The following is a 19,308-nucleotide window of genomic DNA, read 5'->3' as shown; positions in this document are numbered from 1 at the left end:
GGCGCCGACACCTTCGGATGGCGCCGGTGGGGGCCGTCCGCGGACGCCGTACACAGCTTCCAGCGGGCCGCCTCATACGGATTGCCCCAGCTGTTTCCCGCGACGACCGCCCGACGTCGGTCGATGTGGTGATGACGTACAGCAGCCCGTATCAGTCGTCGTCGGCGACCAGCACGGCGGAGACGTACTCCGCCGCCGTCCGTCTGGCGGTCGCGAGGGCGTCGGTGTCGTCCAGGACGACCGCCCGGGTCCGGGCCCCGTCGACCACCGTCATGAGCGCGCGGGCGGCGTGTTCCGCGTCGGCGTCCTCCCGGAACACTCCCTCCCCGCTTCCGTGGTCGATGACCGTCCGGAGCAGGTACCGGACGTACTCGTCGTTCTGCTGGAACCGCTCGGCGAACGCCCCCTTGTACGGCGCCTGGCTCCGCATCTCCAGCGTGGCCACCAGCAGGTCGCGGTGGTCCTCGGGGTCGACGAGCAGCCTGTCGAGCAGGAGGTCGAGGCGCCGCTCGGGGTCGGTCGTCTCGACCTCGTGGACCGCGTCGGTGAACTGGTCGAGAAGGAAGTCGAGAAACGCCGCCAGCAGGTCGTCTTTCGTGTCGTAGTGGTAGTGGATGGCGGCAGTCGATTTGCCGTACTCCGCGGCGATCCGTTTGACCGTGAGGTCGGCGTAGCCGTGTTCGCTGAGCGCGCGGTAGGTCGCCTGCATGATCTCCTCCTCGGCGTCCGAGAACGAGCGGTCCGGCGGGTCGGCCATTACTACGCACCTGCAGGGTGTGGTAAATATGGGTTTTGCCCGGGTCGCCGGGGGCCGCCAGTCTCAGCCCGCGTCCGTCGCCGTTTCCAAAGCCTTTTGTCTAACTGGTCAGTAAGTGTGGTATTGCAACACACACCAGCGACGACCGGCACGTACCCGGGCATTCAAGCCGGTCGCGACAAACCAGTACCAATGGGTCAGAACAGGACGGCAGCAGCGGAGCGGGGAGTATCGGACCGGCAGTCGGTTAGACCGCGGTGTCGTCCCGACATCCCGTGGTCGGGACGGGCGTCGGAGCCGACCGGTGTCGGAGGAGGAGGCTGAGCGGATGGAAGAGCACCGGTTTCTCGAATCCGAGTGGGACTACTGTCTCGTGCTCGACGCGTGTCGCTACGACGTGTTCAGCCGGCTCTACGACGACTACCTCGCGGGGACGCTCGAGAAGCGGCGCAGCATCGGGTCGTCGACGCCGGAGTGGGCCTCCCGGACGTTCACCGGGAGTCACGACATCGCCTACCTGTCCGGGAACCCCTTCATCAACGACCTCGGGATCGCGCTCGACGAACTGAAGTGGGGAGCCAGCTGCGATTACGAGTGGACCGCCAACGAGCACATCGACGAGGTCGTCGACGTGTGGGACCACGGCTGGGACGACGAACTCGGGACGGTCCCGCCGGGGAGTCTCGCGTCGTCGCTCCGGGGACACGAGGACATCGTCGACCGGGCCGACCGCACGGTCGTCCACTACATGCAGCCACACGCGCCGTATCTCTCCCGCGGGAGCGGGCAGAAGCTCAGACGGATCCAGAGCGGGATCCGAAAGCAGGGGGAGGCCGACGACGGGTCGACCGGCGGGCTCCTCACGAGGCTGGCCGACCGGGTCCGGCCGAGAGTCGAGCGCCTCCTCGAGGGGAGCCAGCTGGTCCAGAAATCGGGACTGTGGCTCGAACTCGACCCCCTTGCCGTGGTCCGAAACGGCACCCGCGAGGCCGCCATGGAGCTCTACGAGGAGAACCTCCGCATCGTGCTCGAGGCCGTCGCGGAGCTGGTTCCGGAGCTCGACGGGCGGGTCGTCGTCACCGCCGACCACGGCGAGGCCTTCGGCGAAGAGGGGGTGTGGGAACACCACATCGAGACCCACATCCCGCCGCTCGTCGAGGTGCCGTGGCTGGAAGTCGAGACCGCGAAGTGAGCCACGCCGGCTACGGGCCCCGCCGGAGCGACTGGAGTTCCAAAGATATTTGACTAACTAGTTAGTAAGTTGGGCGACCGGAATGAGCGACGAGCCAGCCGACGAGCTCCTCGCGGCGACCCACCGGGCGCTCTGCAGGCACGGATACGCTGACCTTACCCTCAGACACATCGCCGCGGAGTCGGACAGGAGTAAAGCCACGATCCACTACCACTACCACGGCAAGGACGAACTGTTCGCGGCGTTTCTCGATTACCTCTACGAGCGGTACACGGAGGCGGCCAGCTCGGTCGACGGCACGCCCGGACGCGAGCGGCTTCACTCGCTTCTCGAGCTGGTGCTCGACGACGGGGCCCACGCCGGTCCCGGGTTCGGAACCGCCCTGCTCGAGGTCCGGGCGCAGGCGCCGTACGACGAGACCGTCCGTCACCACCTCCGGCGGTTCGACGAGTTCCTCGTCGACCGGCTCGAGGCGGTCGTCGAGGACGGCATCGAGTGCGGCGAATTCGACGACGCGGTCGACCCGGGTCGTGCGGCAAAGCGACTCGCCACACTGGTCGAGGGAGCGCGGGCGCGCGGCGTCGTGGCCGACCGGCCGGCCGACGAGCGCTACCGCGCGGTGGAGGAGTACGTCGAGCTACTGTCGACGGACGGCGCCCGCTCCGCGGCGACGGAGGCGGGTCGCTGATGGGCCCGTGGAGCCGCGTCCGGTCGCTTTTCCGGGGCCGCGAGGAGTTCGACCTCACGTCCGGGGGGATCGGGAAGCCGCTGTTTTTCCTCTCGATGCCGATCGTCGTGACGAACCTCTTCCAGACCGCGTACAACCTCGCCGATACGTTCTGGCTGGGCCAGTACAGCACCGACGCGCTGGCGGCGATCAGCTTCGCGTTCCCGATGGTTTTCCTGCTCATCTCGCTGGGGATGGGGGTCTCCGTCGCCGGGAGCGTCCTCGTCGCCCAGTACACCGGGGCCGACGACGAGCGCCAGGCCGAGTACGCCGCCTCGCAGACCGTCGCGTTCGCGGTCATCGGGTCCGTGTTGCTCGGCGCCGGCGGCTACTTCGTCGTCGAGCGGTTCCTCGAGCTGATGGGCGCCTCGCCCGACGTGTTGCCCAGAGCCGCCAGCTACATGGAGGTCATCTCGCTCGGGCTCGTCTTCATGTTCGGCTTTTTCGTCTTCGTCGCGCTCATGCGGGGCTACGGCGACACGATAACGCCGATGCTCGTCATGTTCGGGTCGGTCGTGCTCAACATCGTCATCGACCCGTTCCTGATCTTCGGGTGGACGGTCGTCGAGAACGCACCGCTTGTCGGCACCGTCTCCTTCCCCGAACTCGGGATCCAGGGGGCCGCCGTCGCGACCGTGTTCTCGCGCGGGCTCGCGCTGGTCGTCGGTCTCGCGGTCATGTTCCGCGGGACGCGCGGGGTCCGGATCCGCCTCCGCGACATGGTGCCCGACCTCGACTACCTCCGGCGACTGGCCCGGATCGGCGTGCCGGCCTCGGTCGAGGGGACCGGGCGCGCGCTGTCGATGAACCTCCTGCTGTTCATCGTCGCGATGTTCCCGGACCCCGTCGTCGCCGCCTACGGCATCGGGACCCGCGTCTTCTCGGTGGTCTTCCTCCCGGCGATCGCCGTCGCCCGCGGCGTCGAGACGATGACCGGCCAGAACATGGGCGCCGGCAAGCCCGACCGCGCGGAGCGAGCCGCGACCCTCGCCGCGAAGGTGCTGTTCGGCGTGCTCACGCTGGGGGGGATCCTCGTCTTCCTGGTCCCCGAGCCGGTCGTCTCGGTGTTCGTCGGCGCCGGGCAGGAGAACGCCGACCGGGTGGTCGAGGTCGGCACGGCCTTTCTCCGGGTCGTCGCGCTGACCTTCGGGTTCATCGGCATCATGCGGGCCTACACGGGCAGCTTCCGGGGCGCCGGCAAGACGCTCACGGCGGCGGCCATCTCCGTAGCCACGCTCGGCGTCGTCCGGTTCCCGGTCGCGTGGGTCGCCGCGACCCCGCTGGGCGAGACGGGTATCTGGGTCGCCTTCGCCGTCTCCAACGTCGTCGGGGCGACGCTCGCCTACGCGTGGTACCGTCGCGGCACCTGGCGGGAAGGCGACCTCACGGAGGCAAACGCCGACGCCGGCGAGGTCGGTACCGAGAGCGCGCCGACCGACGACTGAGCACGGAACGGAGGGCGGCGCCCCGCAGCGCGGGGCTACCGCTCCCCCGGAGCGTGTACCTCGGTCCGAGCCGCGGGCTCGACATCGGCGTTGGCGGCGACTTCCCGCCCGAGTCGTTCCACGCGCCGGGCCAGCCCGTCGTCGACCAGCTCCTCGCCCTCGAAGTAGTCGGCGGCGTTGCGGATGCCGACCTGGTGTGGGACCGTCCAGCCGTGGACCGTCCGGACCACGACCCGGAGGTGGTCGAGCGTGCTGGCGTAGCTGCCCCCGCCCGCGACCGCGAGCAGGCCGACGGTCGTGTCCCGGAACTCGTCGCGGCCACAGTAGTCGAGCGCGTCCTTCAGCGTCGAGGCGTAGGAGCCGTGATAGACGGGCGTGCCCAAGAGGGCGCCGTCGGCCTCGCGCACGCGTCGCTTGAGCGTCCGCACCCGGTCGGGTTCGGCGGCGTCCGGGTCGAACGGCGGCAGGTCGAGCTCGCGGAGGTCGAGCAGGTCGGTCCGGGCGCCGGCGTCGGCCGCGGCCTCGAGCGCGAGCCGGAGACTCCGGCGGGTGTAGCTTCCCGACCGACGGCTCCCGCTTATCGCGACGACGTGGGGGCGGTCCATGCCCCCGACTGGGGCGCGCGACCGGTAAAGGTTCGCTGAAGCGGCGTCCAGTAAGCGATCGGACAGACCCCGGGGGTCGGTCCCTCAGTCGCCGGCGGCGGCCGCGCCGCCGCTGTAGGCGCCGATGTCGAAGTCGGCGCCGAAGCTGTCGAACTTCTCGGGGCCGATGTACTCGATGGTCTGCTGGAGGTTCGCGTTGGAGACCGTCCGCTGGAGCTGGGCCATGTCGAAAGAGTAGTCCTCGTAGCGGTCGTCCGAGGCGTTCTCGGGCCCGGTCAGCCGCTCGAGGTACTCCTGGATCTTCGGCTCGTAGACCTCCGTGACGATGTCGGGGTCCTCCTCGGCGAGCTTCTTCATCACCCACCGGCCGTTGGTGATGTGGCGACCCTCGTCCTGGCGGACCAGCTTGATCCCCTCCTGGAAGCCGGGCATGATCTCCGTGCCGAGGTCGTCGGAGATGTCCGAGAAGACGTTCTCGAAGATCTCGTAGCCGGCCTTGGCGAGCTGGGCCTCGACGATCCCCATGTAGTGCATCACGCCCTCGCCGAGGATGTACCGGAGCTCGTGCTGGTCGCCGGTCCGGGCGGTCTGGCGCATCCGCTCGCCGATCTCCTCGAGGTCGTCGACCAGGAACTCCTTCAGGTCGGGGTTCTGCCAGTAGTCTGACTCCTCGTAGTCGTCGATGTGGGTCTCCTGGGTGCCCAGCACCTCCTCGAAGTAGCGGGCGAAGAAGTCGGTGTGTTTGGCCTCCTCCATCAGGTGGGTGCTGAGGAACATCTCCTCCTGGACGGTGTCGAAGGGAGCGTCCTCGAGCTTGTCGACGATGGTGAAGTAGGGGACGAGCGTCCGCGTCACCGACTCCTCGCCCTCGTAGAAGCCGACGAACGTGCCCATGATCTGGTCTTTCTGGGCCTCCGAGAAGCCCTCCTCCCAGTGGACCTTGTCCTCGCTGAAGTCGATGTCCAGCGGGTCCCAGGTCCCCTGGCGTTTGGCCTTGTCGAACAGTTCGTACGGCTTTTGCTTGTTCGCGAAATCAATTGCCATGACATTGTGAGTTCACACGCCCCAGTGTGAAATAATTTACCGTGATAGTTGGGGGCGCGGGTCGTGGGGTCGCGTGTGAGTCGATCCGGCTCTACAGGCGCTCAGACCCGGTCGACGACCGTCTCCGCGAAGCGGGTGACCGCCTGCCGGGGGTCGTCACCGCCGGCCGAGACCAGGACGTGGTCGACGCCCGTCCGGTCGAGGTCACGGAAGTACTCGACGAACCACTCGCTGCCGGCCCGGTAGCCCTGGTGGACGTGTTCCGGGTCGGCGGTCGGGTCCTCGGCCAGCTCCGTCCGGACGGCCATCGCGTAGGGTTTGTCGCCGGCCGCTTCCCGCCAGTCGTCGAGGTAGGTCTCGAGAGTCCGGTCAGGCAGATGGTAGAACAGCCAGCCGTCGCCGTGTTCGGCGGTCCACGCGAGGTCCTGGCGGGCGTGGCCCGTCGGGAGCAACGGGACCGTGTCGGCGGTCGGCTCGGGTACCAGGTCCAGCTCGCCCTCCAGCGTCACACGGTCGGTGTCGACCTCGGGGAACTCGCCGGTCCAGACGGTCCGCAACACCTCGACGGTCTCCCGGAAGCGCGCACCGCGCTCGCCGGGGTCGACGTCGAAGGCGGGGTATTCGGGGTCGCGGTCGCCGGTGGCGATACCCAGCAGGAGCCGCCCTCCGGAGAGGCGGTCGACGGAGGCGGCGGCCTTGGCGACGTGTAGGGGATGCCGGAGCGGGAGGACGACGCTCGCCGTCCCGAGGGCGACGTCGTCGGTGTGGGCGGCGGCGTGGCTCAGCCACGGCCAGACGTCGAAGCTCTGGCCCGCGTCGCCGAAGCGGGGCCAGTACAGCGGCACGTCCCGCGCCCACAGCGCGTCGAACCCGACGTCCTCGGCGTGGGCGGCGAGCGCCATCTCCGCCTCGGCGTCGGGGACCGTCTCGCTGCTGCCGGTGAGCGGGAACCCCAGGCCGAAGGTGAGGTCGTCGGTCCCGAAGGCGCGCTCGTAGCCCGCGTTCGCGTGGTCGGCCATGGGCACGCTCGGGCGGCCACGGGCATGTGCGTGTGGGTCCGCGAGCACGTGCGTGGGTGTCCGCGGACCCGGGTCGGCGACACCTCTTTGCGCCGGGGTCACGTACGTGCGTCCGACGCACACGCATGGCCGAGACGTTCTACAGCGTCCTCGGGGTCGAGCCCGGCGTCGACGGGGAGGCCGTCGAGCGGGCCTACCGCGAGCGGGTCAAGGAGGTCCACCCCGACGTGGCCGACGACCCCGACGCCCCGCGGGAGTTCGCGCGGCTCACCGTCGCCCGGGACGTCCTGGTCGACGACGAGGAGCGGGGACGCTATGACGACCTCGGCCACGCGGCCTACGTCCGGGCGCACGTCGACGCCAGCGTGTGGGCGGCGGAAGACGACGCGACGGACGCGGACGCCAGTGGAGCGGATGCCGACGGAACGGACACCGGCGGGACGGATGCGGCTGCGGCGAGTACCGGCACCACGACGGAACCGGACGCGGCCGGGGCCACGACATCAGGAACGACGGCACCGGGACAGTCGGCGGCGGCCGCTTCGGGAGTCTCGGAAACGACGGCCGGCCGCGGGCGGCGGGGCCGGCGCCAGCGGGGGACGGCGGCGGCCTACCACCGGGTCGGCTCTGAGGACGTCGTGGGCCGGGAGCGCGACCCGCTGTGGCGGCGGGTCGTGGCGGTCGGGCGCCGCGTCGGCCCCTGGGCGCTCGTGCATCTCGTCCTCGTCGCGAGCGCCGCCGCGACGGCCTGGTTCGGCTACGCCGGCGCGGCCCATCTCGACATGAGCCTGCCAGCACTGGCGGTGGCCGTCGTCGTCCTCGTGGTGACGCTGCTGGCCTCGGCCGCCCACCTCCTCTCGCGAGTCTACGCCTGAGCGGGGTCGGGGCACAGCATCGCCCCCTGAGGGGACGCAGGCCCGCTGCCGGGACACGCAAGTCGTTTGTGCGGCCCGCCGATAGAGGAGGCATGGACGTTCGACCCATCGCCGACCTCGGGCCGGGCGAGCGGGCGGCGGCCTTCGAGCGGTCGGCCGGCATCGACGCGGTCCGGGAGGACGTGCGCGACATCGTCGGCCGGGTCCGCGAGGAGGGCGACGTCGCGCTCCGCGAGTTCGCCCGGGAGTTCGACGGCGTCGACGTGGGCAACATCGACGTGACCGACCGGGCGGCGCGCGCCGTCGACCGGGTGGACGACGACGTGCTCGCGGCCATCGAGACCGCCGCGGAGAACATCCGGGCGTTCCACGAGCGCCAGCGCCCCGAGGACTGGCGCGAGGACTTCTCCGGTCGGGAGCTCGGTCGGCGCTTTCGGCCCCTAGAGAGCGCCGGGATATACGCTCCCGGCGGCACGGCCGCGTACCCCTCCAGCGCCCTGATGGGTGTCATCCCCGCGGACGTGGCGGGCGTCGAGCACATCGCAGTCGCCACCCCGCCGGCCGAACAGCTCAACCCCGCGACGCTGGCTGCCATCGAGGTGGCCGGCGCGGACGCCGTCTACCAGGTCGGCGGCGCGCAGGCCGTGGCGGCGCTGGCCTACGGCACCGAGACCGTCAGCGCTGTCGACTGCATCGCCGGCCCGGGCAACCGGTGGGTGACCGCCGCCAAGGCAGAGGTGCGTGGCGACGTGACCATCGACTTCCTGGCCGGGCCGAGCGAGCTGCTCGTGGTGGCCGACGGGAGCGCCGACCCGGAACTCGTCGCCGCCGACATGGTCGCCCAGGCCGAGCACGACACCGACAGCGCCGTCGCCGCCGTCACCGACGACGAGGCGCTGGCGGCGGCCGTCGCCGACGCCGTCGAGGCCCAGATCGTCGAGCGCGAACGCCGGGAGGTCATCGAGGGCGCCCTCGACAACGAGGCCAGCGGCGTCTTCCTCGCGCGCTCGACGAGCGAGGCCGCCCTCTTCGCCGAGGAGTACGCCGCCGAGCACCTCTCGATCGTCGCCGCCGACGAGACGACCGAGGAGGCGCTCTTAGAGCGGATCGACAGCGTCGGCTCCGTTTTCCTGGGCCCGTACAGCCCCGTCGCCGCGGGCGACTACGCCGCCGGCCCGAACCACGTCCTCCCGACCGGCGGCGCGGCCCGCACGACTGGCGGGCTCTCCGTGGACACGTTCATGCGCTCCTCGACGGTCCAGCGGCTGGACGAGGACGCGCTCGCGGACCTGCGGGAGACCGTCACCACGCTCGCGACCGCCGAAGGGTTGGAGGGCCACGCCGCGAGCGTCGAGAAGCGGTTCGGGGAGTGAGGGGGACCAGAACGGAACCGAGACGAGCGAAACAGACCCTGCCCCCCCGCCACCGGTGCACGAAGCTGTCGCGGCTCCGTCCGCGACAGCTTCGTGCGAGGGATGAGCACCACAGGAGCGAGCAACGCGAGCGACGAGGAGCGCAGTCGGCTGGGGAGGTGAGTGGCGCTGGGGCGGGGTCGAGAGGGGCGAGCCGCTGGACGAGCGAGACGACGCAAGCACGCGACCGCAGGGAGCGCGCACAGCGAGTCGCAGCCGTCCAGCGGCTCGGGGCTCTCTCGGTCAGCGTCCGGGGATTCAGGGGATACGGAAGCTTTTCGACCCTCAGCAGCAGCTCTCGAATCCAATATGATTCCTAGCGCCGACACCGTTTTGGGCGTGCCCCCAGTATGACGGGCCATGAGCACCGTCGAGCAGGGCGCACCCGAGGACGCAGTGGCCGTCACCGAGCAGGCCGCCTCGGAGGCGCTCGACCTCATGGAACGGGAGGGCATGGACGCTTCGGAGGGCGGCCTGCGCCTGTACGTCCAGCAGGGCGGCTGTGCCGGCCTCTCGTATGGCATGCGCTTCGAGCACGAGCCCGAGGCCGACGACACCGTCACCGAGCACCACGGTCTGCGCATCCTCGTCGACCCCGCCAGCCTCGACTACATCGAGGGCTCGGTCCTCGACTACGAGGGCGGCCTCCAGGGCGAGGGGTTCCACGTCGAGAATCCCAACGTCGTCAGCGAGTGTGGCTGCGGCGAGAGCTTCCGGACGTAAACTGCGCCGCGGCTGTTACTCCGCAGCCCCCTCGAGTTCGAAGGCCACCTCCACCTCGACCTGGTACTCGCGGTCGTTGACGCTCGCGAGTTCGACGCCCTGTTCTTTGACTTCGAGCCAGTGGATGTTGTCGAGGGTCATCTCCGCGCGGTGGATGGCGTCGTCGACCGCACCCTCGAAACTGTCGCCGCTCGTCCCGATCAGGGTCACTTTCTTGAAAACCATGGGTGTCACCGTGTTCTCGTGCCCGACACGGCCACGGAAGGAGCCGTGCGGGGGTCGGATATCGTGTCGCGTCAATGATATAGATTTCGGGGGTGACGTTGCGGAGACTCGCAACGCCGGGGCGGAACCGTTTTCTCGCGGCCGGGCGAGCGCCCGCCATGGCCGACACAGAGGACACGGACCACACGGTCGAACTGTCGCTTGACGCGTCGGAGTACGAGCGGCTGCAGGCGCTCGATGGCGACCCCGAGAGCGTGCTCGCGGAGGCACTGGAGCGCGAGCTGGGCGTCCGCGAACAGATGGCGGTCGCCGAGGCGCGGCGCGCCGGGGAGGTCGACAGCCCCCACGGCGGGCCGGCAGCCGGGAGCGCACCCGAGTCACCGGTCGGTGCCATGCTCGGGTGGGAGGTAGTGAGCGTCGGTGAGGGCGAGGCGACGCTGGCGATGGACGCCGGGGCGCGCTTCGCGAACCGCGGCGGCCCCGTGCAGGGCGGGATCATCACCGCGCTGGCCGACACCGCCACCGGGTTCGCGTTCGGGACGACTCTGGAGCCCGACGAGTCGACCACGAATCTCGAACTCAAGGTGAACTTTCTGCGGCCGGTCTTCGAGGACCGCCTCGAGGCGAGCGCGACCGTCGTCAACCGCGGCCGCACGCTCGGCCTCGTCGAGTGTAGCGTCCGTAACTCGGAGGGGAAACTCGTCGCCCGGCTGTCGACGACCTACATGGTGCTGCGCGGGGAGCGCGCCGAGGGACGGTGAGCGGGCAGGCGACCGACCCGGTCACGCGAAGGCGGGGTGGCGCCGCAGGAGCGCGTACCCGCCCAGCCCGGCGACGACGGCCGCGACCCCGCCGGCGACGATCAGCGTCCGGTAGCCGGCGGCCGTCGACGTAAAGAAGCTCTCGGCGGTCGCGGTGAAGGCCAGTGGCCCGACCGTCTGTCCGACCCGGAGGACGCTCGTTCGGAGCCCCATCATCCCGGCCCGCAGGTCCGCCGAGACGAGCGTGACGACCGTCGTGTCGATAGAGGGGATCAGGACCCCGAAACCGACCCCGAAGACCAGGAGCGCAACTCCGACGAGAAGCGGCGTCGGCGCGAGCCAGACGCCGAGCAGACTCACGCCGTAGGCGACGAACCCGAGCGCCACGAGCTCCTCCGGCGCCCGCCACTGTCCGACGCGGCCGTACTGCGAGGAGACCAGTGCGCTCGCGACCGCGACCGCCGAGAGCAGCGGGCCGATCTCGCTGGATGTGAGACCGAACTGGTCGCTCAACAGCAGCGGAAGCGCGGTGAGCACCGCGCCGTAAAAGACGAAAAACGCCGTAAAGAGCGCGAGAAAGATAGCGAGCGCGCTCGGCAGCCGCGCCACCGCCCCCAGCCGGCCGAGGTAGGTGGACACCGAGTCCGGGTCGCTTTTCGGCGTCGGGTCGAGCACGAACAGCGCGAAGACCCCGACGAAAATACCGACGCCGAAGAACAGAAAGGGGACGTTCCAGCGGACCGCCGCCAGCGCGCCGCCGACCAGCGGGTACACTGCGGCGCCGGCGCTGGTCGCGCTCCCGTTCAGCCCGATCAGCGCGTCCCGCTGTGTGCCCTCGAAGGCGTCGCCGATGATGGTGACTGCGAGGGTGATCAGTGCGCTCGCACCGACGCCCTGCAGGAACCGGAGCGCGAGGACGTACCGGAAGTCGGTGACGAAGGCGATCCCGGCGCCCGCGGCCCCGAACGTGACAAGCAGCGGGACGAGCACGCGCCGGCGGCCGAAGCGGTCGGCCGCGAGGCCGGCGAATGGGGCGATGAGCGCCCCGGGGAGCGTGTAGACGGTGATGAGCAGCCCTACCTGTGCGTCCGTGACGTCGAACACCGACCTGAGTTCGGGGAGCACGGGGCTCAGAAGCGACACGCCCATCACGCCCATCAGCGAACTCGCCAGGATGACGTAGAGGAGCCACGACGTCCACGGAACTCCCGACGTGGCAGTCTCGGTCGGCTGGGACACGCCGCGCCCTTCGACGGGCCCTCCCCTGTATGTTCTGTCTCATAACCACCTTTTTGCGGTTCGGGTGGCTCGCTCCGCTCGCCACCGCGTGGCGGCTTCGCCGCCACGGCGTGTAGTTGCGGGCCGCCGGCCCGCAACTCGCTCACCGCAAAAACGTGGGCGAAAAAAGCCGGACGCTCCTTCGCTTCGCTCGGTCGCGTCCGGTACTCACACGGGGACCACTAACGCAGAGTGCGCAGATCGAATCCACGGTCGCGAACCGCGCGCCTGCGGCGCGCGGATGATTTGTGCCTACTGGTAATCCACGTCGCCTTCGCCCTCGCCGATCCACGCCCCGCGGTCCGGTTCCCGCGATTCGAGCGGGTCGATGTCCTTGTACCAGGGGACGTTCTTGAGGTCCTCCTTGTTGTAGGCGAACTCGTCTTTGGTGTCGGCGACGAACTCGAAGTTCTGGGTCAGGATGATCGCGTCGGTCGGGCAGACCTCCTCACACAGCCGGCAGTAGATGCACTGCCCGATGTGGAGGTTGTACTGCTCGCCGTTGCGCTGCTCGTCGGTGACGATCTGGATCGTGTCGTTCGGGCAGACGTTCTCGCACTGCCGACACCAGATACACCGCTCCTGGCTGAACTTGTGGACCCCCCTGAACCGCGGGGAGACCTCCGGCTCGTCTTCCGGGTACTCGACGGTGAACGTCTTGCCGTCGAGTGCGTGTTTCATCGTCGTTGCCATCGATTTCAGTATCCCTATCATGATGTCCTCCTTATGCGATCGCTCCCACGATCACCGCAGTCAGCACCAGATTGGCGAAGGAGAGCACGAGCATCCCCTTCCAGCCGATCTGGATGAGCTGGTCGATCCGTACCCGGGGCAGCGCCGACCGCGCCCACTGGGTGAACAGGAACACCGCCCAGATCTTGATCAGGAACCACACGAAGCCTGGCAGCAGCGGTCCCGCGGGGCCACCGAGGAACAGCGTCGTCGCGATGGCGCCGCCGAGGAAGATGTGGACGAACTCCCCCAGGTAGACGAGCACGAAGTAGACCGAGGAGTACTCGGTCTGGTAGCCGGCGACGATCTCCGTCGGCGCCTCCGGGATGTCGAAGGGGTTGCGCCCGACCTCCGCGAGGTTCGCGATCATGAAGAGAACGAACGCGAAGGGGTTGACGAAGGCGAACCACGAGGGGATCGTGATGGGGCCGAGCGTGAAGAGTGCGCTCTGCTGGGCGGCGACGATCTCCGACATCTGGAGCGTGCCGGTGAAGATGACCACCGACGCGCCCGTCAGCACGAGCGGGATCTCGTAGGCGAGATTCTGTGCGACCGCGCGCAGCCCGCCCAGAAACGAGTACTTGTTGTTCGACGCGTAGCCGGCCATCAACAGCCCCAGCGACGCCATCGACGCGACCGCGAAGACGAAGGCGAGCCCGATGTCGGGGTCGGCGAGCTGGAGCCCGCTCCCCATCGGGATGACCGCAAAGCCCAGAAGCGCCGAAGAGGCGATCAGAAGCGGCGCGAAGTCCCAGGCCGGGCGGTCGACGCCCTCCGGCACCACGAGCTCCTTCGCGAGCAGTCGGACGGCGTCGGCGACGATGATCAACAGTCCCGCGGGGCCAACGCGGTTGACCGCGATCCGGTCGGTGAACTTCGCGGTGATCTTCCGTTTCGCCCACGGGCCCGCGACCGCGGTGTTCGCGAGCATGATCGTCCCGATGAGCGCGGCGCCGATGAACGCCGCGAGCACCTCGCCGGCGAGGCCGCCGATGGGCAACAGCCCGTTGATCGTCTCCGGCAGCGTCATCTATCCACCTCACCCAGCACGATATCGAGGCTGCCCAGCGCGGCGATCATGTCGGGGATGTACTCCCCTTCGGACATCACCGGCAGCGTCTGGAGATTGCAAAAGCAGGGGCTGCGGATCTTGAACCGGGCGGGCTTGTCGGTCCCGTCCGAGCGCATGTAGATCCCCAGCTCCCCCTTCGCGGCCTCGACGGCCCGGTAGATCTCCGTGTCGGGGTCGGGCTTGAGCGTGCGGGGGACGTTGGACTGGATCTCGCGTTCGTCCTCGGGCCAGTCCTCGAGCAGGTCGACACACTGCTCGATGATCCGGGCCGACTCCTCCATCTCCCGGAGCCGCACCGAGGCCCGCGCGAAGTTGTCACAGCCGTCGTCGGTGACGACGTTCCAGTCGAGCTGGTCGTAGTAGCCGTAGGGGTCGTCCCGGCGCAGGTCGTAGTCGATCCCCGACCCGCGCGCCACTGGCCCGGTCGCGCCGTAGGATTTCGCCTCCTCCGGCGGGAGAATGCCCGTGTCGACCACGCGCATCTGGAACAGCTCGTTGGAGGTGAGGAGGTTGTGATACTCCTCGAGCCGGGAGGGCCACTCGTCGAGGAAATCGCGCACCATCTCGAAGTACTCCTCGCGGGGCTCGGGCAGGTCCCAGGCCACCCCGCCCAGCCGGAGGTAGTTGAACATCAGCCGCTGACCGGTGAGCTCCTCCAGCAGGTTCTGGAGGACCTCGCGGTCCCGGATGGCGTACATGAAGATGGCCGTGAAGTCGCCGTAGATGTCCAGCGCGAAGGTGCCGATCGCCAGCAGGTGGGCGGCGATCCGGCACATCTCCGCGGACATCGTCCGGATGACCTGGGCGTACTCCGGAACGTCGAGGTCCGCCAGGTCCTCGGCGGCGCGGGCGTAGGCCCACTCGTTGAGGATGCCGGCCGAGATGTAGTCCCACCGGTCGGGGTAGGGCATGATCTGGTGGCGGTAGGTCGACTGCTGGCACATCTGCTCCTCGCAGCGGTGGAGATAGCCCACGTCCGGGTCGACGTCGGCGACCTGCTCGCCGTCGAGCGTCGTCTTGATGTGGAGCACGCCGTGGGTGGCGGGGTGGTGGGGTCCGATGTTGATGAACATCGTGTCCGACTCCTCGGGCACCTCCGTCCGCTCCTCGACGGGGTTGGCGTGCTCGCGCAGCGGGACGATCTGTGGCTTGTCCTGGTTGTAGTCCTGGGAGAGGGGGTGGCCCTGCCAGGTCTCGGGCAGGAGGATCCGCCGGGGGTCGGGGTGACCCTCGTAATCGACCCCGACGAGGTCGAAAGCCTCCCGTTCCTGCCAGTTGGCGGTGTCGAACACGCCCGCGGCGGACTCGCTCGTCGGGTCGTCGCGGGTCGTCGGCACCACCACGGACAGCTCCTGGGTCGGGTCGTCGTACTTCTTGAGGTGGTAGATCGACTCGTAGCGGTCCTGGTAATCCTGTGCGGTGACACAGGAGAGGTGGTCGAAGCCCGCCTCCTGTTTCAGCGTCGAGAGGGTGTCCTCGACCTCGTCCGGTCGGACGACGAACCCCTCGGCGTTGACGTGTTCCTCCCGGTCGAGCACGCGCTCGCCGAGCAGGTCCGCGAGCTCGTCGTAGTCGAGGTCGCCCTCGGCCGTTACCCCCGCGTCCGGTTGCTGTGGTTCTTCGAGACTCATGTTATGGCGAGTTGGCCCAGTTGTACCGCATCACGAGGTCGTCCTCGTCGACCTGGTCGGCCAGCTTGGTCACCAGCTCGTCCTGCTCCAGGTCCCCGAACTGCTCCAGCTCGTACGGCTTGACCGTCACCGGCGCGGTCTCGCCGTTGGCGATCCGCTCCTGGAGTTTGGCGATCCCGTAGATCAGCGCCTCGGGGCGGGGCGGACAGCCGGGAACGTGGATGTCGACCGGGATGACCTCCTCGACGCCCTTGATGACGTTGTACCCCTCCTGGAACGGGCCACCCGAGATGGTACACGAGCCCATCGAGACGACGAACTTGGGCTCGGGCATCTGGTCGTAGACCCGCTTCATCCGGGGGGCGAACTTCGAGACGATCGTCCCGGGGACGATGATCACGTCGGCCTGCCGCGGCGACGCGCGGGGGACGCCCGCACCGAAGCGGTCGAGGTCGTGTTTGACCGCGTAGGTGTGCATCATCTCGATGGAACAGCAGGCGATCCCGAAGAGCAGCATGAACATCGAGGACCCCCGAACCCAGTTCATGAACTTGTCGAACTTGGTGAGGATGAAGGGGGTCGACCCGAAGGCCTCCCGGAGCTTCGAGTTGAAGCGGCTGTCGACGCCCTCGCCCATCCGTGCCTCCTGTGTGCTCTGTGCCTGGTCCAGCGTGTCGTGGAGTTCGTTTTTGCTCATGATCCCTCGGTCCGTTCGATGCGCTGGTCGTCAGCCCGCTCGCTGCGGACCCACTCGACAGCGCCGTTGCGCCACGCCCACGCGAGCCCGACGACGAGGATCCCGATAAACGCGAGCATCGGGACCAGCGCCCTGAACAGCCCCGCCTGACTCACGGCGTCGCTGTAGATGACTGTCCACGGGAAGATCAGGACGGTCTCGATGTCGAAGACGACGAACAGCAGGGCGACCATGTAGTACTGGATGTTGAACTTGATCGACCTGCTGGAGCCCGTCGGGATCTCGCCGCTCTCGTAGGTAGCGCGCTTCCCCTGTTCCGGGACGCTCGGCCGCAACAGCCACGATATCAGCATCATACTCAGCGGGATGATGATGGCGACTGCGGCGAGTGCCCCGATGGCGATCCATGCGTTTGTCATACCGGTGGCTCCTATCGTCCGCTTCTTTGGAGTGCCCCCATATAAGGATTCATTTCCGCCCCGTAGAACGACCGACGGCGCACAAAAAGGTCGACCCGGCCGGCCGGAACTGGCCGGGTGTCCACCCGTGCGAGGGTGCTCGCCGGGCCGAGCGGGCCGCGAGCGCGGTGTCTCGGGCCGGGCGCGCGGCCAGCACCCCACCACGACCGCACCGACGGTGTCCGCTCACCCGTCCCGTTCGCGAAAGCCCGGCGTCCCGAGTTCGTGCAGGTCCCGCGAGACCGTTCCCACGCCCTCGCGCAGCCCCTCGTGATACGCCACGAGCCGCTCGCGCAGCTCCTCGTGCTCGCGCGCGAGGACCTGGACGGCCGACAGCGCCGCGTTGAACGACTTCCCCGCGTCGACCGCGACCAGCGGCGCCCCCTGTGGCATCCCGATCACCGAGTCGACGGACTTCTCCTGGACCGGGACGCCGACGACGGGCAGCGGGTAGGCGATGGAGGCGGTCATGTTCGGCAGGTCCGCCGACTTCCCTCCGGCACCGGCGATTATGACGTCGAGCCCGCGGGCCTCGGCCGTCTCCGCGTAGGCGTACATCAGGTCCGGCGTCCGGTGGGCCGAGACCACGAACGTCTCGAAGGTGAAGCGTGCCTCCGGCGGGTCCCCGTAGTCGGTCTGCTCCGCGAAGCCGAGGTGCTCGGTCAGCACGTCGTAGGCACCGGGCCTACCCTCCTCGGAGCCGGCCATCACGTCCAGGTCCGAGTCCGAACCCATGATGACGCCTATCTCGGGCGTCCCGGCGTCCGGGCGGTCCATCGCCGCCTGCTCGTGGAGCTGGTCGACCAGCGACTGCACGGCGTCGGTCATGCACGACGGTGGGGCGGTCGCGCCCGTAAGCGTTCCCCCGTCTCTCCCCGAAAACATATCCTTCGGGGTCGTAACCGTGCGCGTATGAGTGCAGGCCCTCCAGCCGACGAGAGTGACGGGGACCCGCCGGCCGGCGAGCGAGCGGAGTGGGACCCGCAGTTCCCGTGGGAGCGGGCCGGCGGGTGGCTGAGAGCGACCGACCGGGGGCGGTTCGTGGCCTACAGCGTGGCGCTGTTCGCCCTTCTCGTCCTCGCGTTCGGTCTCCCGGGCGCGCTCCAGTCCGTGCTCGGGGAGACTCGCGGGTTCGCGGAGGGGCCGACGGTCGCCCTCTCGCCGACGCAGGTCGCCCTCAACGCCCTGTTCGAGGTCGTCGTGCTGTCGCCGGTGGTGGCGACGCTCGCGGGGGTCGTGGCAGCCCTCCGCCTGGACGGGCCGTCGCTGTCCGTGGGCGCGACGGGCGGCGCCGGCGCCGCCGCAGGCTTCGGCGTCCCCCTCGTGGCGCTGCTCGTCCTGCGCGCGCTCACCGGCGCCCCCCTCGACCCGCGGAACTTCGGCGGCATCGGCGTCCTGTACCCGCTCACGGTGGGCGTCGGGGCGGTCCTGGGTGGCGCCGGCGCCGCGTACCTCACGAACCGGCTCGTCCCGTAGCCCGGGCTACGCCTCGAAGGTCAGCCCGTCCCGGACTGTCCGCACGGCCTCCAGCAGCGCCGTCGGGTCGCTGTCCCCGCCGGCCGCGGGGAGCGTGAGGTGACCCATCTTCCGGAGCCGGTAGACCTCCCGCTTGCCGTACCAGTGCAGCGCGAGCCGCTGGCGGGCGAGCGCGTCGTCGACCCCCCGGAGCGTCGCGGGCTGGCGCTCGTCCACGTCGCCCAGAACGTTCGCGCTGGCGGTTGGGACGCGGCGCTCGGTCGTCCCCAGCGGCCGGCCGGTGACGGCGCGGACGTGTTGCTCGAACTGGGAGGTGTGACAGCCCTCGATAGTCCAGTGCCCGGAGTTGTGTGGCCGGGGCGCGATCTCGTTGAGCAGCACCTCCCCGTCGGCCGTCTCGAAGAGTTCGATCCCGTAGACGCCCCGCCCCTCCATGACGTCGAGGACGTCCCGGGCGACCTCGCGGGCGCGCTCCCGGACCTGCTCGGAGGCGCGAGCGGGCGAGACGGTCTCCCGGAGGATCTCCTCGCGGTGGACCGTCTCGGTGACGGGGAAGGTGTCGCGCTCCCCCTCGCCGAGACAGCCCATGACCGCCAGCTCGCGCTCGAAGTCGACGAACGCCTCGACCATCGCCGGGCCGTCGATGGCCTCGAACGCCTCGGCGACCCCCCCGGGGGATTCGACGGGGACGTTCCCCCGGCCGTCGTAGCCGCCCTCGCGTGCCTTGAGCATCGCCGGGTACCCCAGGTCGTCGAGGGCCTCGCGGAGCTCCGTCTCGGTGTCGACCGCCCGGAACTCCGGGACCGGGACGCCGGCCTCCTGCAGGCGGCGCTTCTGGACGAGCTTGTCCTGAATGACCCGCAGCGTGTCGGGGGCGGGGTGGACCGGCGTCCCCGTCGCCTCGGACACCCGCTCCATGGCGTCGGGGTCCGCGAGTTCGATCTCGAAGGTGAGGTAGTCCGCGCGCTCGGCGAGCTCGCGGATGGCCGCCTCGTCGTCGAAGTCGCCGACGACCTGGTCGCGGACGACCGGCGTGGCCGGGCAGTCCGGCGTCGGGTCCGACACCACGACCTCGACGCCGAGCGGGCCGGCCGCCTCCCCGAGCATCCGTCCGAGCTGTCCGCCGCCGACCACACCCAGGACGGGCCCGGGCGACCCCAGTGACATACCGCCCGGTTC

At 69.5% G+C, this 19,308-nt stretch carries 21 protein-coding genes; 8 read left to right on the top strand and 13 right to left on the bottom strand.

Going from position 1 to position 19,308, the window contains the following annotated elements; genetic code table 11:
- Positions 1-151: 151 nt before the first annotated feature.
- Complete coding sequence (locus tag GN153_RS17295) at positions 152-757, bottom strand: TetR family transcriptional regulator C-terminal domain-containing protein (protein ID WP_159904977.1); 606 nt, start codon at positions 755-757, stop codon at positions 152-154.
- A gap of 328 nt (positions 758-1,085) precedes the next feature.
- On the opposite strand from GN153_RS17295, the gene GN153_RS17290 reads away from it, so the two are divergent.
- From GN153_RS17290 to GN153_RS17280, 3 genes are all read left to right on the top strand, one after another.
- Positions 1,086-1,949 carry a hypothetical protein gene (locus GN153_RS17290; RefSeq protein WP_159904975.1) on the top strand — a complete coding sequence of 288 codons (864 nt, stop codon included), beginning with the start codon at positions 1,086-1,088 and terminating at the stop codon, positions 1,947-1,949.
- An 82-nt stretch (positions 1,950-2,031) separates the two neighbouring features.
- Complete coding sequence (locus GN153_RS17285) at positions 2,032-2,637, top strand: TetR/AcrR family transcriptional regulator (protein WP_159904973.1); 606 nt, start codon at positions 2,032-2,034, stop codon at positions 2,635-2,637.
- A complete protein-coding gene (locus GN153_RS17280; RefSeq protein ID WP_159904971.1) occupies positions 2,637-4,121 on the top strand; it encodes an MATE family efflux transporter in 1,485 nt (494 codons plus the stop codon). Before GN153_RS17285 ends, GN153_RS17280 begins: the two co-directional genes overlap by 1 nt.
- Positions 4,122-4,156: 35 nt before the next feature.
- Here GN153_RS17280 and GN153_RS17275 read toward each other — a convergent pair whose 3' ends face one another.
- The 3 genes from GN153_RS17275 to GN153_RS17265 form a co-directional block, all read right to left on the bottom strand.
- On the bottom strand, positions 4,157-4,726 hold the full coding sequence (locus GN153_RS17275; RefSeq protein WP_159904969.1) for an NADPH-dependent FMN reductase: 570 nt from the start codon (positions 4,724-4,726) through the stop codon (positions 4,157-4,159).
- A gap of 84 nt (positions 4,727-4,810) precedes the next feature.
- Complete coding sequence (locus tag GN153_RS17270; protein WP_159904967.1) at positions 4,811-5,770, bottom strand: ribonucleotide-diphosphate reductase subunit beta; 960 nt, start codon at positions 5,768-5,770, stop codon at positions 4,811-4,813.
- Positions 5,771-5,871: 101 nt separating this feature from the next.
- Entirely contained in the window at positions 5,872-6,789 is a 918-nt protein-coding gene (locus GN153_RS17265; RefSeq protein ID WP_159904965.1) for a TIGR03571 family LLM class oxidoreductase, read from the bottom strand.
- A gap of 125 nt (positions 6,790-6,914) precedes the next feature.
- Here GN153_RS17265 and GN153_RS17605 point away from each other — a divergent pair, with 125 nt between their 5' ends.
- The 3 genes from GN153_RS17605 (at position 6,915) to GN153_RS17250 (ending at position 9,799) form a co-directional block, all read left to right on the top strand.
- Positions 6,915-7,664 carry a DnaJ domain-containing protein gene (locus tag GN153_RS17605; RefSeq protein WP_201287942.1) on the top strand — a complete coding sequence of 250 codons (750 nt, stop codon included), beginning with the start codon at positions 6,915-6,917 and terminating at the stop codon, positions 7,662-7,664.
- Positions 7,665-7,756: 92 nt separating this feature from the next.
- Entirely contained in the window at positions 7,757-9,037 is a 1,281-nt protein-coding gene (hisD, locus tag GN153_RS17255; RefSeq protein WP_159904963.1) for a histidinol dehydrogenase, read from the top strand.
- Between the two features lie 399 nt (positions 9,038-9,436).
- Positions 9,437-9,799 (top strand): HesB/IscA family protein, encoded by a 363-nt coding sequence (locus GN153_RS17250; RefSeq protein WP_159904962.1) that lies wholly within the window; start codon positions 9,437-9,439, stop codon positions 9,797-9,799.
- Between the two features lie 15 nt (positions 9,800-9,814).
- Here GN153_RS17250 and GN153_RS17245 read toward each other — a convergent pair whose 3' ends face one another.
- The gene (locus GN153_RS17245; RefSeq protein WP_159904961.1) at positions 9,815-10,024 is read right to left on the bottom strand and encodes a dodecin; all 210 of its coding nucleotides are present in this window, start codon (positions 10,022-10,024) and stop codon (positions 9,815-9,817) included.
- Between the two features lie 158 nt (positions 10,025-10,182).
- Here GN153_RS17245 and GN153_RS17240 point away from each other — a divergent pair, with 158 nt between their 5' ends.
- Positions 10,183-10,785, top strand: coding sequence for a PaaI family thioesterase (locus GN153_RS17240; protein ID WP_159904960.1), 603 nt, complete (start codon positions 10,183-10,185; stop codon positions 10,783-10,785).
- 21 nt (positions 10,786-10,806) lie between these two features.
- Here the strand turns inward: GN153_RS17240 and GN153_RS17235 are convergent, their stop codons facing one another.
- The 7 genes from GN153_RS17235 to GN153_RS17205 all read right to left on the bottom strand — a co-directional run bounded on the left by GN153_RS17235 (position 10,807) and on the right by GN153_RS17205 (position 17,481).
- Positions 10,807-12,024 (bottom strand): MFS transporter, encoded by a 1,218-nt coding sequence (locus GN153_RS17235; protein WP_236544842.1) that lies wholly within the window; start codon positions 12,022-12,024, stop codon positions 10,807-10,809.
- Between the two features lie 291 nt (positions 12,025-12,315).
- The gene (locus tag GN153_RS17230) at positions 12,316-12,777 is read right to left on the bottom strand and encodes a NuoI/complex I 23 kDa subunit family protein (protein ID WP_159904959.1); all 462 of its coding nucleotides are present in this window, start codon (positions 12,775-12,777) and stop codon (positions 12,316-12,318) included.
- A 10-nt stretch (positions 12,778-12,787) separates the two neighbouring features.
- Positions 12,788-13,825 carry a complex I subunit 1/NuoH family protein gene (locus tag GN153_RS17225; RefSeq protein WP_159904958.1) on the bottom strand — a complete coding sequence of 346 codons (1,038 nt, stop codon included), beginning with the start codon at positions 13,823-13,825 and terminating at the stop codon, positions 12,788-12,790.
- Positions 13,822-15,498 (bottom strand): NADH-quinone oxidoreductase subunit D, encoded by a 1,677-nt coding sequence (locus GN153_RS17220; RefSeq protein WP_159904957.1) that lies wholly within the window; start codon positions 15,496-15,498, stop codon positions 13,822-13,824. The genes GN153_RS17225 and GN153_RS17220 overlap by 4 nt, the downstream gene beginning before the upstream one ends.
- A gap of 1 nt (position 15,499) precedes the next feature.
- Positions 15,500-16,195 (bottom strand): NADH-quinone oxidoreductase subunit B, encoded by a 696-nt coding sequence (locus GN153_RS17215; RefSeq protein ID WP_159904956.1) that lies wholly within the window; start codon positions 16,193-16,195, stop codon positions 15,500-15,502.
- Positions 16,192-16,614, bottom strand: a complete 423-nt coding sequence (locus GN153_RS17210; protein WP_159904955.1) for an NADH-quinone oxidoreductase subunit A — start codon at positions 16,612-16,614, stop codon at positions 16,192-16,194. The genes GN153_RS17215 and GN153_RS17210 overlap by 4 nt, the downstream gene beginning before the upstream one ends.
- Before the next feature lie 225 nt (positions 16,615-16,839).
- On the bottom strand, positions 16,840-17,481 hold the full coding sequence (locus GN153_RS17205) for an AIR carboxylase family protein (protein ID WP_159904953.1): 642 nt from the start codon (positions 17,479-17,481) through the stop codon (positions 16,840-16,842).
- Between the two features lie 84 nt (positions 17,482-17,565).
- On the opposite strand from GN153_RS17205, the gene GN153_RS17200 reads away from it, so the two are divergent.
- A complete protein-coding gene (locus tag GN153_RS17200) occupies positions 17,566-18,129 on the top strand; it encodes a hypothetical protein (protein ID WP_159904951.1) in 564 nt (187 codons plus the stop codon).
- A 6-nt stretch (positions 18,130-18,135) separates the two neighbouring features.
- On the opposite strand, the gene GN153_RS17195 is transcribed toward GN153_RS17200, so the two are convergent.
- On the bottom strand, positions 18,136-19,296 hold the full coding sequence (locus GN153_RS17195; RefSeq protein ID WP_159904949.1) for a 5-(carboxyamino)imidazole ribonucleotide synthase: 1,161 nt from the start codon (positions 19,294-19,296) through the stop codon (positions 18,136-18,138).
- Positions 19,297-19,308 lie beyond the last annotated feature (12 nt).

It is taken from the genome of Salinirussus salinus (assembly GCF_009831455.1).
Taxonomy (GTDB): domain Archaea; phylum Halobacteriota; class Halobacteria; order Halobacteriales; family Haloarculaceae; genus Salinirussus; species Salinirussus salinus.
This window is presented reverse-complemented; position numbering and strand designations above follow the sequence as displayed.

Coding starts and splice junctions, on each gene's coding strand:
- hisD (WP_159904963.1), top strand. CDS start 7,757: ATGGACGTTCGACCCATCGCCGACCTCGGGCCGGGCGAGCGGGCGGCG.
- GN153_RS17230 (WP_159904959.1), bottom strand. CDS start 12,777: ATGATAGGGATACTGAAATCGATGGCAACGACGATGAAACACGCACTC.
- GN153_RS17245 (WP_159904961.1), bottom strand. CDS start 10,024: ATGGTTTTCAAGAAAGTGACCCTGATCGGGACGAGCGGCGACAGTTTC.
- GN153_RS17215 (WP_159904956.1), bottom strand. CDS start 16,195: ATGAGCAAAAACGAACTCCACGACACGCTGGACCAGGCACAGAGCACA.
- GN153_RS17205 (WP_159904953.1), bottom strand. CDS start 17,481: ATGACCGACGCCGTGCAGTCGCTGGTCGACCAGCTCCACGAGCAGGCG.
- GN153_RS17250 (WP_159904962.1), top strand. CDS start 9,437: ATGAGCACCGTCGAGCAGGGCGCACCCGAGGACGCAGTGGCCGTCACC.
- GN153_RS17220 (WP_159904957.1), bottom strand. CDS start 15,498: ATGAGTCTCGAAGAACCACAGCAACCGGACGCGGGGGTAACGGCCGAG.
- GN153_RS17285 (WP_159904973.1), top strand. CDS start 2,032: ATGAGCGACGAGCCAGCCGACGAGCTCCTCGCGGCGACCCACCGGGCG.
- GN153_RS17240 (WP_159904960.1), top strand. CDS start 10,183: ATGGCCGACACAGAGGACACGGACCACACGGTCGAACTGTCGCTTGAC.
- GN153_RS17290 (WP_159904975.1), top strand. CDS start 1,086: ATGGAAGAGCACCGGTTTCTCGAATCCGAGTGGGACTACTGTCTCGTG.
- GN153_RS17275 (WP_159904969.1), bottom strand. CDS start 4,726: ATGGACCGCCCCCACGTCGTCGCGATAAGCGGGAGCCGTCGGTCGGGA.
- GN153_RS17195 (WP_159904949.1), bottom strand. CDS start 19,296: ATGTCACTGGGGTCGCCCGGGCCCGTCCTGGGTGTGGTCGGCGGCGGA.
- GN153_RS17295 (WP_159904977.1), bottom strand. CDS start 757: ATGGCCGACCCGCCGGACCGCTCGTTCTCGGACGCCGAGGAGGAGATC.
- GN153_RS17200 (WP_159904951.1), top strand. CDS start 17,566: ATGAGTGCAGGCCCTCCAGCCGACGAGAGTGACGGGGACCCGCCGGCC.
- GN153_RS17280 (WP_159904971.1), top strand. CDS start 2,637: ATGGGCCCGTGGAGCCGCGTCCGGTCGCTTTTCCGGGGCCGCGAGGAG.
- GN153_RS17265 (WP_159904965.1), bottom strand. CDS start 6,789: ATGGCCGACCACGCGAACGCGGGCTACGAGCGCGCCTTCGGGACCGAC.
- GN153_RS17605 (WP_201287942.1), top strand. CDS start 6,915: ATGGCCGAGACGTTCTACAGCGTCCTCGGGGTCGAGCCCGGCGTCGAC.
- GN153_RS17225 (WP_159904958.1), bottom strand. CDS start 13,825: ATGACGCTGCCGGAGACGATCAACGGGCTGTTGCCCATCGGCGGCCTC.
- GN153_RS17270 (WP_159904967.1), bottom strand. CDS start 5,770: ATGGCAATTGATTTCGCGAACAAGCAAAAGCCGTACGAACTGTTCGAC.
- GN153_RS17210 (WP_159904955.1), bottom strand. CDS start 16,614: ATGACAAACGCATGGATCGCCATCGGGGCACTCGCCGCAGTCGCCATC.